This window comes from Advenella sp. EE-W14, from assembly GCF_012923605.1.
Lineage (GTDB): Bacteria > Pseudomonadota > Gammaproteobacteria > Burkholderiales > Burkholderiaceae_B > Advenella > Advenella alkanexedens.
This window is the reverse complement of record NZ_JAAVNG010000007.1, coordinates 126,650-140,378: the sequence shown is the minus strand read 5'-3', so window position 1 is coordinate 140,378 and position 13,729 is coordinate 126,650. Positions and strand designations below refer to the sequence as shown.

Sequence of the window (13,729 nt, the reverse complement as noted above, 5' to 3'; positions counted from 1 at the left end):
CTATGTCAAATTTCCGAATTGCCCATATTTTACGTGGGTTTGTGTTTTTTTACCCAAGTTTCCCCCCTACCGGCAAATTTTGCAAACGAGTACGTTTTTTGTAATATGAATCATGCCTGAAAGGCCAGGTTTGCCACGCCTCTGATCAACTGAAAACGCACGATGAACAAAATCAATCCAAATCAAGAAACTTTTGAGATTTAGCAAAGTAATTTTTGCACATCGGACTTACAATTTGTTTAATCTATTCTAGTACTCAATATTGTGAACCGTTATAAAAACCGCTCTCTCCACTGTACTTTATGGGTCATCCTCATTGTGATGACCCTGGCTGCGGTTTCACCTTCCGTCTCATCGCTTTTGGGCACAGACTCCATCACACCCTTACCCTTCACCCTCGAAATCTGCGATTCATCCGGCAACAGTAAAACCTTAACCATCAGCAGCAATGCATCACTCGGTCCGGACTCTGCCGCCCACACCTCCGATATCCACTGCCTGCTCTGCATTCTTTCCGAATCCCAGGCAGCCATTGTCACGCTGGCCTGTATCCTGCTCCTCGGATTTATCGCCCGTCAAGTCATCACGATTGTTTACCACGAATGGCAACTGCTCATTCGCACTATCCGCTGGCGACCTAACCGCAGCCAGGCTCCTCCTCAGTTTCCCCTGTTTTCCTAACCAGAAAATTTTTCATTGCATTTATCAAGGTGAATGTCACGTCTGCTGACATACGCCCCCCTCCTCATTCCAGAAAAGTTTCAAGGAGTAAATCCGCATGGATGAATTAGTTGACCTATCCCGGCTGCAATTTGGTTTGACAGCCCTATACCATTTCCTGTTCGTGCCTCTCACACTTGGCATGGTCTGGATTCTTGTTATCATGGAATCCGCCTATGTCATGACAGGCAAGGTTATTTATAAAGACATGACCCAATTCTGGGGCAAGCTCTTTGGCATCAACTTCGCCCTTGGCGTCACAACGGGCATCACGCTAGAGTTCCAGTTTGGTACCAACTGGGCCTATTATTCCCACTACATGGGGGACATTTTCGGTGCCCCACTGGCGATTGAGGGCTTAATGGCTTTCTTTCTCGAGTCCACCTTTGTCGGCCTGTTCTTTTTTGGCTGGGAACGCATGTCACGCAGGCAGCATCTGGTCGTGACCATTTTAATGGCTGTCGGCACCAACCTGTCCGCTTTGTGGATTCTGGTGGCCAATGGCTGGATGCAAAATCCCATCGGAGCCGAATTCAACTTTGAAAGCATGCGGATGGAAATGGACAATTTCTGGACTGTTGTTCTCAACCCCGAAGCCCAGAACAAATTCGTGCATACGGTTTCTGCCGGTTATGTAACAGCCGCCATGTTCGTCCTTTCGATTTCCAGCTGGTATCTGCTGAAAAAACAGGACGTTGAATTTGCCAAACGCAGTTTTCGCATTGCCGCAGCTTTTGGCATTGCCTCCATTCTGTCCGTGATTGTTCTGGGTGACGAGTCAGGCTATTCCATTGGCAAGGCTCAAAAAACCAAGCTTGCCGCGATTGAAGGCATGTGGGAAACCGAACCGGCCCCTGCGCCCTTCACCCTGATTGCCTCGGTCAATGACGCGGAAATGAAAAACAACTGGGAAGTCAAGATCCCATGGCTCATGGGCCTGATCGGCACCCGTTCCACCACCGAAGTCATACCCGGCATTCACGATATCATCAAGGAAAACCATGCCCGTATCGAGTCTGGCCAGCAAGCGGTAGTCGCCCTTGACAAACTGCGTGCAAACCGCAATGACCAGCAAGCCATGGATACTTTCCTGAAACACAAGGAAGACCTGGGTTTTGGCCTGCTGCTTAAACGCTACAGCGCCGATGTCGGCCAGGCCACGCCTGAAATGATTGCCCAGGCTGCCAGAGATACCATTCCTGCCGTCAAACCGCTGTTCTGGTCATTCCGTGCCATGGTGGGTCTTGGTTTCTTCATGTTGTTTCTCTTTACGGCCTCTTTCTGGGCTTCCATCAAAGGCAACTTTACCGAAAAAAAATGGTTGCTGAAACTGGCCCTGTACTCTCTGCCATTGCCCTGGATTGCCTGCGAAGTGGGCTGGTTCGTGGCCGAATTCGGACGCCAACCCTGGACCGTGTATGGCGTTCTGCCTACCCATCTGTCCGTTTCCACACTTAGCACCAGCTCCTTATGGGGTTCGCTGGCCGGATTCATCGCTTTCTACACCATTTTGTTCGTTGTGGAAATGTATCTCATGATCCGTTTCTCCAGGCAGGGCCCCGGCAGCCTGGGTACCGGTCGCTATGTTCATGAGCCCAAACACTAAGGAGCCAGATTATGGAAAACATCATTGATTATGAAATACTGAAATTCATCTGGTGGCTGCTGATAGGCGTCCTGCTGATCGGGTTTACCGTCATGGACGGCCATGACATGGGTGTCGCCACGCTGCTTCCCTTTGTCGGCAAAAACGATGAAGAACGCCGTGTCGTCATCAACACGGTTGCTCCTCACTGGGATGGCAACCAGGTCTGGTTCATTACGGCTGGCGGTGCCATTTTTGCTGCCTGGCCCATGATTTATGCCACCGCATTCTCGGGCTTTTACTGGGCCATGATGGCCGTATTATGGGCGCTGTTCTTCCGTCCTGTCGGCTTTGACTATCGCAGCAAAATCAACAATACCACCTGGCGCAAAACCTGGGACTGGGGCCTGTTTGTGGGCAGCTTCGTTCCACCGGTCATTTTTGGCGTGGCCTTTGGCAATCTGCTGCTTGGCGTGCCTTTCCAATATGACAGCATCCTTAACCCCACCTATTCAGGCAGTTTCTGGGCCTTGCTCAATCCCTTCGCCCTGCTTTGCGGTGTGGTTGCCAGCGGCATGGTCACCTTCCACGGCGCCATTTACCTGATGCACCGCACCGAAGACCCGATCCAATCCCGGGCCAAGACATGGATGACCATCAGTGGCCTGGTAACGGTGATCGGTTTTACCCTGGCCGGAATCTGGGTCGCATTTGGCATTGACGGCTACCGTATTACATCGGCCATCAACCTGGCTGCCAGCCCCGACCCCTTAACCAAGGAAGTGGTGCGTGAAGCCGGCGCATGGCTGGCCAATTACCAGCGCTGGCCGTTAACCATCCTGGTGCCTGTCCTGGGTTATGTGGGTATCCTGGGCGCCCTGTGGCTGGCCAAAAGCGGGAAAACTTTTGCCGCGTTCTTTGTTTCCGCGCTTGGCATTACCGGCATTATCGGTACCGCCGGCGTTTCCATGTTCCCGTTCATGATGCCCTCATCAAGCCATCTGGCATCCAGCCTTACCGTCTGGGACAGCTCATCCAGCCATTTCACCCTGTTCGTCATGCTGATTGCGGTTGTCATCTTCATGCCCATCATTATTTTGTATACCCGTTGGGCCTACAGCATCATGAGAGGAAAAGTAACCACGGCCTATATCCGTGAAAATAAACATTCCGTTTACTAAATCATATTTTTACTGGAGTTTACTATGTGGTATTTTGCCTGGACATTAGGCCTTGGGTTTGCCATCGCCCTGGCCATCCTGAATGTGCTTTGGGGTGAATACGAACCCGAACGCCTGAAAAGCAAACAGGAAAGTTAAATAAGCCCTAGCAGGCCAGGCCGATAAGGCCTCTGCCAGAAAAATGGCCGGTTCAAGACCGGCCATTTTCAATTTCAACTAAAGTTGAGGCTGTTTTTAATAGCGCCTGTTTTCAAGACAAGGCAGAATATTTCTGACCTGTTGTATTCTTTCTTTTTCCAATACCTTTACCGCCAGCCCCGGCTGGTCGGCACAGCCGGCAACAATACTGCCCATTGGGTCAATAATCATGCTGTTTCCGGCACAACGCGGCGCTGTCTGCCCTGAAGCCAGCACATAACTGGTATTTTCAATAGCCCGTGCCCTAAGCAGGATTTCCCAGTGATTTTCCTTGTAAGGCCCGGCAATCCAGGCCGCGCTCACTGAAATGACATCCGCCCCCTTGACCGCCAGGGCACGGGACAGCTCGGGAAAACGAAGGTCATAGCAATTGACCAGGCCAATCATAAAATCTTTAATCTTGAATAAACCAAGTTCTGAGCCGTCCGCTTTAATGTCTCCCGGCTTGACCTTGTCAGATTCCTTGAAGTTGAAAGCATCATACACATGTAATTTGGTATAGCGGACAATCACTTCACCCTGGGCATTCATCACCAGTAACCGGTTGGTAACCCGCTCTTCTGCCGGATCATCGCTTAAGCTGAGCACGCCCACAATAATATTCATTTGGTGGCTGCGTGCCAGGCCCTGCATATACTCAATAAATGCCGGAGAATGCTGTTGGGCAATTTCCCTTAAGGTTGGCAAATCAGACCCAAATGAACACATGGCCGCCTCGGGAAACACCAGCAGCTCAACACCCTCCGCAACCGCCTGCAGTGTCAAGTCATGAATGTATTTTTTATTCGCCGCAATATCATTCACGGCAGGAAATTGGGCCACCGCCACTTTCAGGCGGGAAAAATCAGACGCTAAATTCATATTTCTCACAAATAGTCAGATATCAATGCACTAATTATGCCCCAGAATACCTAAAATGAAGCCAACTTCCCCCTTGAACCGCCCTCTTAACGGAATACATGCATTGAATACCACCAAACACATTTTAATTGCCGGATGCGGTGATCTTGGCCTGCGTGCCGCACATCTGCTACTGCAACAAGGGCATGTGGTTTACGGTTTAAGAAGAAACCCTCCCGGGCAGCCCAGGGATGCTCAAACAACGGCCCCACAAATACAATGGATCCAGGCAGACCTGTGCCAGCCAGACAGCATGCAAGCATTGCCTGACAAAATCAGCGATATTGTTTATTGCCCCACGCCCCCGCAAAGAACCGAAACCGCCTATCGGGCCATTTTTATCCAGGGTCTGAATAATTTGCTGGGCGCATTGGACACCACCTGGCTTAAACGCCTTGTTTTCATTTCTTCCAGCGCGGTTTATGGTGAACATCACGGCAATTGGGTGGATGAGAACACGCCCCTGTTGCCGCTGGGGGTGAATGGCCAGGTTTTGCAAGCAGCGGAACAGCATGTACATGCACTACCTTATGAAACTATCGTCTTGCGGCTGTCCGGTCTTTATGGCCCTGAAAAGCAACAGCTTCTGGCCAGGATTCGGGCCAGCCAGACCCGGGTTCCCCGCCATGAAACGCATTATGCCAACCGGATTCACATTGAAGACGCTGCCGCTGCCATTGTTCATTGCCTGGCCTTGCCAACACCAGCCCCCTGTTACCTGGTTAATGACAACACCCCCCTGCCCATTGACGAACTGTACGACTGGCTGGCAAACGCCATGCAGGTTCCTTGCCCGCCAGAGGGCGCTCCACCGGCTGGCATTGGCAACAAAAGGCTCAGCAATGCATTACTGCTGGGAAGCGGCTTTCGCTTGCGCTGGCCCGATACCAAACAGGGCTACGCTGCCTTGTTAAATGAACAAGGGTTAAATGAACAATAAGTTTAAATTTAAAATTTAAATTAATATTAAAGTTAAAACCGGTATTACTTTAAAATAATTCAGCCAGGCCGGGTTTCTTATTTGACAAGGCGGGCACCTCGTACCTGTATGACAACCGTATCAAGCACCCGGTTTTGCCCGTCCCTGATTTCCAGCCGATGACGGCCCGGCAAGGGTAACCAGGCATAAGGATTGGCACTGCCCAGATACTGGCCATTCACATACCAGTTCACCGTTTGCGTGACCCGTCCGGCCGTATTACCGACACGCAGCAACAGGCGCTGGCTATCGGCCGGAATGTCAGGATCAAGGGCAATAATGGTGCCATGGGCCGGATGGCTGATAAACAGGGACTGATCCTGCGCTGCCGGCAATGAGGCCGCCAGGGCAACCCGGGAGAGTTCGGTACCCGGCAGAAAGTATTCGGTACGTGAAGGCTCCAGATCCTGTTCAAACACCACCTGTTCGGCCACCACTCCCGCCGGCATGGCCGGCGCCTTGCCAGGCCGGTTCTGATGCAAATATCCCATCACATCATGCCAAATCGGCCCTGCACCTGAAACACCGGTGATGTCATACATGCTGGCACCACTGCTATTGCCCACCCAAACCCCAACGGTATAATCCTGCGACCAGCCAATCGTCCAATTGTCACGCATGTCTTTGCTGGTACCCGTTTTAACGGCGCTCCAGAAAGGCGTACTCAGGGCGCTATCCAACCCAAAGGTGCGGGCCCGCGCCTGGCGATCCGACAGCATATGCCCCACAATCCAGGCCGTTGAAGCGGAAATAAGCGGCTCACCTGAAGCAGGCGGCAAGTACTCCTCCCCCGGTACGGCCCAGTTTACGTCACTGTACCGCCCACCATTGGCCAAGGCCCGGAACGCATTGGTCAGACTCAACAAAGACACCTCTGCGCTACCCAATGCAAGACTGTAGCCATAATAATCACCCGACTGCGCCAGCGGCAGGCCCAGACGGCTTAACAAATGCTGGAAGGCGTCCGGCGTCACCATGGTCAACGTGCGCACGGCAGGAATATTCAGGGAAGAAGCCAGGGCCACCCTGACACTGACCCAACCGGAATACTGCCGATCATAATTTTGCGGCACATACAGGCCCGAACCGGTAGCCAGATTGACCGGGCGGTCATCAAGCAGGGAAGCGGCGGTCAGACGGCCCTGGTCGATAGCCTGCGCATACAGAAACGGTTTGAGGGTTGAGCCCGCCTGACGCAGGGCACGTACATGATCCACATGGGCCGCACTGGCCAGGTCCGCGGAAGAACCAATATAGCTCAGTATGTGACCCGTACGGTTGTCCAGCACGACAACTGCGGCATCATTGGCATTCTGCTTTTGCAAAGGCTTGAGATTGCGCCGGATGCTTTGCAAGGCATACACCTGCAAATCGCGATTTAACGTACTGGTAATCGTGTCCGCAACCGCTTGTCCACTTTCTTTATGCAGGCTCAGTAAATGGCTGGCATAATGCGGAGCCAGCACTGGATCATCCAGATGGGCATGTTGTTGATTGGCCAGGTAATATCCAACAAAACGATCCAAATGATCACAATCCCGCGTGAAAGCCTGCCGCTGCAAAATGCCACAGGCACGCAAGGCAACCGTTTTAGCCGATGCATTGGGCGCCCGCAAAAGGGCAGCCAGCATGGCACCTTCACGGTAATCGATACCCGCAGGATATTTCTGCAACAAGGCACGGGACGCGCTGTCAATACCCGTCAGTTCTCCACGAAATGAAACCAGATTCAGATAAGCTTCAAGTATCTGGGCTTTGCTCCAGCTTAGTTCAAGTGCCTGGGCCATGATGATCTGCCGGGCTTTTTGCCGATAGGTACGGGTTCGTTTTTGCCGGGAAAGACGTTCATCCAGAAGACCCACCAGCTGCATGCTTAATGTTGAAGCCCCACCACTATGACCTTCAAACAGGCGTTTATAAGCCGCCCCCAACAAGGCCTGGGGATCTACCCCGTGATGCGCATAAAACCGCTTGTCTTCAGAAACCAGCAAGGCATCCAGCATGGCTGGGGAAACATCATCAATGACGGTCCATTCACCCCGCCGTTCCTGAAAATCTTGTCGCTGCTGCTGCAACAGATGACCCTGAGCATCCAGCAACGCTACATACGACGAGCGATAAGCGGCCTTGACCGTTTCAAAAGAAGGCACTTCCTGCTGCGCCACCATAAGGCGCATCAGGAAAAAGGCCAGCGCCATCACCCCTACTGCGCTCATGGCGCACCAGCCCAGAATGCGCCAGCCACACCGCCCCGATTGCAAACCCATGCCTTATGGCCCTTTCACCTCGAAGCCGGCCGTATTCGGCAACTCCCCATAAACATTGGGTGCATACATGGCCTCCACTCGTGTGGGTGGCAACACATACTGACCAGGTGTATTCAAACGAACGGTATACTCGACCACCGATTCACCGGCTGGCAGATATTGGTAGTAAGCACGGTAAACATCGGGGTAGCGTTCAACAAAACTGGGGCCATCCCAGCCATCATTTTGTTCACCAGCCGTGCTGATTAGCGAATCACGGCCCAGCCCACTGCCAAGAATGGTGGCACCCGCAGGCACCGGATCCGAAACAATCACCCAGTTCATGGCCGACTTGGCCTTGACCAGCAACCTGACCCGGTACACATCACCCTGGGTCCATTGGGTGTCTGAAGCCCGACTGACCGGCTCAATGGTTTTCTCTATCACATAACCGGCATAAGCGGGCCGGGTAACCGGCACGGCTGCCAGCGCACTGACAGTCGCCCACACCCTGCCCGGTCCCTGTTTGCTCAGAGACAGCGATTCCCTGTCGGTACCTGCCCAAGGGGACAAGACTTTCTGGTTAAGGCTCATATTCTCCCAGGTCTGGGCTTCACCATTGGGTGGCATCAGTATCATATTGACACTACCCTTGGCCGGTGTTTTTTCAAACTGCCGGGCAAACTGACCCACGGCCAGGGTTCCCCACAAGTTGGCAGTGGTGGTCGACCACGCCCCTTTCTGCTGCATCTGCAGCAGACCCTGCAACATATAGGGGATATCGTTTTCCCATGCTTTCTGATTCATGGCAGCCAGCAACAGCTTGCCCATATTCGCCTCTGGATTAAGCATGAGCCACCAGGACGAGTTGCGACCGGTATCGGCAAAAACCATCGCCGTACCCTGACGGTCCATGCGCGCGACCAAGGCATGACGAATCCGTTCCAGCATCTGGCTGCGGTTCGGGATGCCCTTGACCCGGGTAACAATATTCATCCAGTCAATGAGCGCAGCAGTTGACCAGTTCTGGGTATCCAGCTTGACCGATGACAACAGGGAAGGCGTGACCCGGCCATAACGGGAAAGCGCTTCAAGGGCAATCACACGACGCTCAACATTGTCATTGACGGGTGCCCAGGTATTGCGCCGCAACTTGCCCAATACATAATTGTGCAAGCCATCAAGCATACGATCCCGGTAGGCTGCAGGAATGCCATCAACCACTCCCTGTTTTTGCGCCTCATCGGCCATGGAAATCAGGTAGGCCGTCAATACCACATCACCATTCAGGACAGCACTGGGAAAATACATGGCCAGACCATCCTGATCCAGATAAGCGGGCAATTGCTCCATGATGGCATTCCATTTTTCGGGGCTGCTCAAGCCAACCGCAATGGAAGAGACCTGTTCAAGGCAGGTATAAGGATAGTTGTTGAACCATTTACGCACATTCTGCAGCCCGCCAGCCAACGTAGGCTGCAACTGGACCTGCACGCCCCCCACAAACCGCCCCGCTTTCTGCAGCGACTCGGGGGGCACCTGCAAAGGAAAATCACTGACCGGCGTTTCAGGGCTGACCGATAACAGGGCAGCCTGGCGCACCGTGACGGGCGTTGCCGGTGATACTTCCTGGATGAAGCGCAGTTGATCCTGCGCATCACCGGAGCCAGTCTCGGCAACCCGCAACGTCCAGTTGAGCGTTTGACGGTCAAGGATCGAACCCGAAACGGGCACCTGGACATCCCAGCTCAATTGCCCTGAAGACCCCGCTGCCAGTTCAAGCTCTTGCGCCGGCAATGACTGTGGTGCCACCGCTGTACCGGTAAAGCTGGCCTGTACCCGTGTTTTCATGGCTCGGGCACTGGCATTGCGTACGGTGACCATGGCCTGATAACGGTCGCCTTCACGCACCACCTGTGGCAAGCCCGGAATAATTTGCAGGTCCTGCGTGGTATGAATGAAAACAGCCCCGTCACCAAACAGCTGCGTACCATGATCGGCCGCCACCAGCACTTTAAAGCGGGAAATCACATCGTTAAGCGGGATATCAATGGTGGCCTGCCCCTGCCCGTCCAGCTCCACATTGGGCTTCCACAACAAGAGCGTATCGAGCAACTCGCGGGTGGGCGCGCCAATGCCGCCCCCACCGCCCGGTGGCAAGGCTTTACGGCCATAATGCCGACGCCCGATTATTTCCAATTGTGCCGTGGCCGTTTCAACACTGTAAGGACGCACGCCCATCATGCCCTCAAGCAGTTTCCAGCTGGGGTTATCGGCCAGTTCAAGCAGTGCCTGATCCACCACGGCAACCGCCACGGTAGCCCCGGCGGCCGGCCTGCCATCGGGTAAGACGGCCTTAATGGTAGCCTTGGCGGTTTCCCGGATTTTGTACTGTTCCTTGTCGGGTGTTAACTGTATATTGATTTTATGCGCCGGACTTTGTACCCGGATATCGGTCAGGCCAAAACGGAAAGCGGGCTTGGCCAGGTCGATCATGGCCGTGGGCGCTGCCACTTCTTCGCTATCTTTGCCCCAGTTGAACAGGGACAGGCCAGGTGACTGACGGACCCGTCCACGCACAGCCAATACGGATACATACACATTGGGCCCCCATTCGGGTTTGATGTCAAGACTGACGGTTGGATCTTTGCCATCGATATCCACCACTCTGGCTTCCAGCACCCCTTCACGCTCGACAGCCAGCAGTGCGGTTGCCTGCCGAAACGGCATTCTCACCTGGAAACGGGCCTGTTCACCGGCCGCATATTCCTTACGCTCAGGGATGATATCGATGCGGTCATTATTCTCACCGGCAAACCAGAGTTCTTCCTGCCCGACAACCCAGACAGAAGATTCCGCCCGGGACAGGTTCCCCTGCTCATCCCGGACTTGGGCTACCAGGCTGACACGCCCGGTTTCCGTCAGGGAAACATCGCATTCAAGCCGGCCGTCATGATCGGTACGACCCTCACAAACCGTACCCATATCCTGACTCACGCGCTGCGTGTCATAACTGTAAAAACCGCCTACCAAACGTTTGCGTACGGTATGAGAGGTGTATTTGACGGCCTGAACCTGAATGGGGGTTTGCCCAAGCGGTTTGCCAGACGGCGTCAGGGCCAGCGCGGTGATTTTGGCATTTTTACCCTTTTCAAGATAGTAACCGGTACGAATGCCTGCCACGATATTGGCCGGCCAGGCCGTAACCTGCTGGCTCAGGGTTTGGATTTCACCGTTCGGATCCAGGAAGCTGGCTTCAAAGGTAAAGGTTTTGGCTTGTTTAACCTCTGGAACAGGGGTAATTTCCAGCCGTGCCCCTCCTTTGTCATCCAGCTCCAACCGTTTTTTATCCACAAACAGTCGTGTCGCAGAATCAGACTGCTCATAGTCATCTTCATCCTTTATCGTGCGAGGCGGCTCAAAAGAAAAATCGCTGTAATCGGCAAAAGACACTGAGCGGTCCCGTGCCATGGCCGAAATGGTCACAGGCAACTGACCCGCCGCACCACCGGCTATGTAATTAAGTTGCAAATCCAGATCAAGCGCATGCGGTGCAACAATGGCCCCCCCTTCCTGCCCGGGCTGGGCAATTTTCAGGCTACCCGTGAGCAGTGGCAATTTGAAAGCCTCGACCCTGAAAGAAGCGCTGCCAAAATAATCACTGCCCACACTGTCAAACCGTGCTTCATATTCACCAAGCTTGGCCGATTTCGGAATCGTCCAGTTCGTGATGGCACTGAGGCCACCACTGGGACTTGGCTGCCACTCGACGGGAATTTCGTATGTGTCAGAAGAGCCCATATGCGAAATGGTCAATTGCACGGGCCGTCGCCCGGCATCAGGCAAACCAAAACCATCACGGGTTTCAGTACGGATAAAGTGCTTCATGGACACGGTTTCACCGGCACGGAACAGGCTGCGATCAAACACCGTGTGGGTTTTCAGGTCAAGCTGATCACTGCTGTACCCCATGGGCACGTTAAAGCGCCAGGGTTCGATACCCCGGTCCCAGCTGGTCAAGGCAAATGAATAATCCGACATCCCGTTGGCCATGGGATGGGTTTCGGGAATACGCACAGAGACAAAATAACCGCTCATGCCATTGTTTTCGCAATAATCCTTGCCACTGACGGGCTTTTTCAAATGCCAGATACCGTGTTCACCGGTTTGGCCGCCCGCCACCACCTGACCATCGCAAGCCAAGACATTCACCTGCGCATCAGGCACCGGCTTGGCATCATCCAGGGTAGTAACCCAAACCAGAAAATCATCCTTGCCCTTTTTAACGTGCACGCCCAGGTTGGTTACCAATACTGCCGTTCGCACATACATGGGGTTACGGTCTTTCAGCAAGGACTGTCCCAAATGGGCAGACTTGACTTCAAGTACATGAAAGCCGGTTTGCTGCAATGGCAAGCCGATCACTTCAAAATCACGCTCGTTATTGCCACCTGAAGCAGGCAAATTGATTTTGGAGATTTTTTCATTATTGGCCAGGATGGACACCGAGCGGCTATCCACCTCTGTTTTCGGGTCTTCCCGGTCCCAGTCAATGGCCAGGTCATTCATGATGGCACGGATATTGGCAGGACTGTAACGAACGTCATCAAGACGACGCACCCGGTGAAACCAGTTAAGTACATCCTGGTCGGTTTGCGGTACAAAATCACTGACCTGTCCCGGAGAAATGAAGTGATCACCCGCCTGCAAATGGCTTTCCACATTGCGTACCGTCAGGGGGACCAGGGCAGGTTGCTCTTTCAATGTTTTGCCCGGCTCGGTTTCGGCGTGTTTTTCTATAATGCCGAAAGTGGATGAGGCAAATTTCACCAACGGTGGAGTACGCCCGAAAGCACTCTTTAACGGAAACTGACTGGCATTGGATAACTGCCTGCCCGCGTCATCCCGAAAATCAGCGGGCAACACCACCCGCATTTCCGCATTTTCCGGAAATGGAGCCGCAAACCTGACACTTTCAACCAGATTATCAGGCGACTCATCCGCCCAGGAAGGGGAATACGTTTTGCCATCCACTTCCAGGGTAATCGCCTTGGCCAGTTCAAGCGAAACCGGGGCGCTAAAGTTTAAGGTAATGGGCTTGACGGGCATGCAGGCGGCATTCTGGTTTTCACGCAGACAGCTGAAACTGACCTTGAAGGGCTCCCTGACCTCATAATTTCGTTCATAGGGCAGTTCAGACAACAAACCGCCGGCACCTTCAAGACCTTTGTTAATAAACAGCTGCATTTTGCCACTGGCAGGAAGGCGTCGGCTGCATTGCACGACTTCAACCTGCCCGGCACGGTCTGACAGATAGTCCAAAGACTGACTTAACAGCTCAAGTTTTTCCTGCTGCCCCAATACCCGCACCGGGATTTGCTCACCATAGCCGGTCACCGTGCAAACGGCTTTCTGGGCCAGGGATTGGGGATTGACCGGTGCCGTGAAATTAATCACAAAGGCCTGGTCTTCATCGACCTGGTCACCGTAGGGCACGACATAATCCACCCGGGGACCGCCCGTATTGAAGGTGTATTGAGGTTCTGACTGCACGACCTTGCCCTGCAGGTCACGAAACGCGGGATTGGGGGAAACGGTGCATGTCACACCAGAGGGCACCCTGCCTTCAAAATCATAAGACCAGTTGGAAACATCACTCCATTTCCCATGGCCTGTCAGCGTAGGGTGATCGCATTTAACCAAGAGGGGATCGGGACTGTCGGCACGTCCAAGACGAATTACCGGCTCACTGAAACGAGCCTTGACGCTGCTGACCTCGTTAATGCGCCCGGTGGGTATCAGCGACGCTATTTGTGCCGCCTGTACGACAGAAGCCGTACCCGCCAGCAACACAAACCCCAAGGACACAAAATGTCTTTTATACATTTCCCCTACCCCTATTTTTCCTGAAGGGCATCGG

The 13,729-nt window shown here is 53.4% G+C and carries 8 protein-coding genes; 5 read left to right on the top strand and 3 right to left on the bottom strand.

Annotation, left to right across the window (positions count from 1 at the left end; all coding sequences use genetic code 11):
• The first annotated feature begins 264 nt into the window (after nucleotides 1-264).
• From HCX92_RS04760 to cydX, 4 genes are all read left to right on the top strand, one after another.
• Complete coding sequence (locus HCX92_RS04760) at nucleotides 265-681, top strand: DUF2946 family protein (protein WP_302890966.1); 417 nt, start codon at nucleotides 265-267, stop codon at nucleotides 679-681.
• Between the two features lie 91 nt (nucleotides 682-772).
• The gene (locus HCX92_RS04755) at nucleotides 773-2,326 is read left to right on the top strand and encodes a cytochrome ubiquinol oxidase subunit I (RefSeq protein WP_169293954.1); all 1,554 of its coding nucleotides are present in this window, start codon (nucleotides 773-775) and stop codon (nucleotides 2,324-2,326) included.
• Nucleotides 2,327-2,349: 23 nt separating this feature from the next.
• Nucleotides 2,350-3,486, top strand: a complete 1,137-nt coding sequence (gene cydB / locus HCX92_RS04750; RefSeq protein WP_371808395.1) for a cytochrome d ubiquinol oxidase subunit II — start codon at nucleotides 2,350-2,352, stop codon at nucleotides 3,484-3,486.
• Between the two features lie 24 nt (nucleotides 3,487-3,510).
• On the top strand, nucleotides 3,511-3,624 hold the full coding sequence (gene cydX / locus HCX92_RS04745; RefSeq protein ID WP_169293786.1) for a cytochrome bd-I oxidase subunit CydX: 114 nt from the start codon (nucleotides 3,511-3,513) through the stop codon (nucleotides 3,622-3,624).
• A gap of 96 nt (nucleotides 3,625-3,720) precedes the next feature.
• Here the strand turns inward: cydX and HCX92_RS04740 are convergent, their stop codons facing one another.
• On the bottom strand, nucleotides 3,721-4,545 hold the full coding sequence (locus tag HCX92_RS04740; protein WP_169293785.1) for a carbon-nitrogen hydrolase family protein: 825 nt from the start codon (nucleotides 4,543-4,545) through the stop codon (nucleotides 3,721-3,723).
• 103 nt (nucleotides 4,546-4,648) lie between these two features.
• Here HCX92_RS04740 and HCX92_RS04735 point away from each other — a divergent pair, with 103 nt between their 5' ends.
• Nucleotides 4,649-5,524, top strand: a complete 876-nt coding sequence (locus tag HCX92_RS04735) for an SDR family oxidoreductase (RefSeq protein WP_248289998.1) — start codon at nucleotides 4,649-4,651, stop codon at nucleotides 5,522-5,524.
• Between the two features lie 77 nt (nucleotides 5,525-5,601).
• On the opposite strand, the gene pbpC is transcribed toward HCX92_RS04735, so the two are convergent.
• Together pbpC and HCX92_RS04725 are read right to left on the bottom strand one after the other, a co-directional pair.
• Entirely contained in the window at nucleotides 5,602-7,830 is a 2,229-nt protein-coding gene (gene pbpC, locus HCX92_RS04730) for a penicillin-binding protein 1C (protein ID WP_248289997.1), read from the bottom strand.
• A gap of 3 nt (nucleotides 7,831-7,833) precedes the next feature.
• The gene (locus HCX92_RS04725; protein ID WP_169293783.1) at nucleotides 7,834-13,695 is read right to left on the bottom strand and encodes an alpha-2-macroglobulin; all 5,862 of its coding nucleotides are present in this window, start codon (nucleotides 13,693-13,695) and stop codon (nucleotides 7,834-7,836) included.
• Nucleotides 13,696-13,729: the final 34 nt, after the last annotated feature.

Bases quoted from the DNA above. Each gene is read 5' to 3' on its own strand.
- HCX92_RS04740 (WP_169293785.1), bottom strand. From the start codon at position 4,545: ATGAATTTAGCGTCTGATTTTTCCCGCCTGAAAGTGGCGGTGGCCCAA.
- pbpC (WP_248289997.1), bottom strand. From the start codon at position 7,830: ATGGGTTTGCAATCGGGGCGGTGTGGCTGGCGCATTCTGGGCTGGTGC.
- HCX92_RS04725 (WP_169293783.1), bottom strand. From the start codon at position 13,695: ATGTATAAAAGACATTTTGTGTCCTTGGGGTTTGTGTTGCTGGCGGGT.
- cydX (WP_169293786.1), top strand. From the start codon at position 3,511: ATGTGGTATTTTGCCTGGACATTAGGCCTTGGGTTTGCCATCGCCCTG.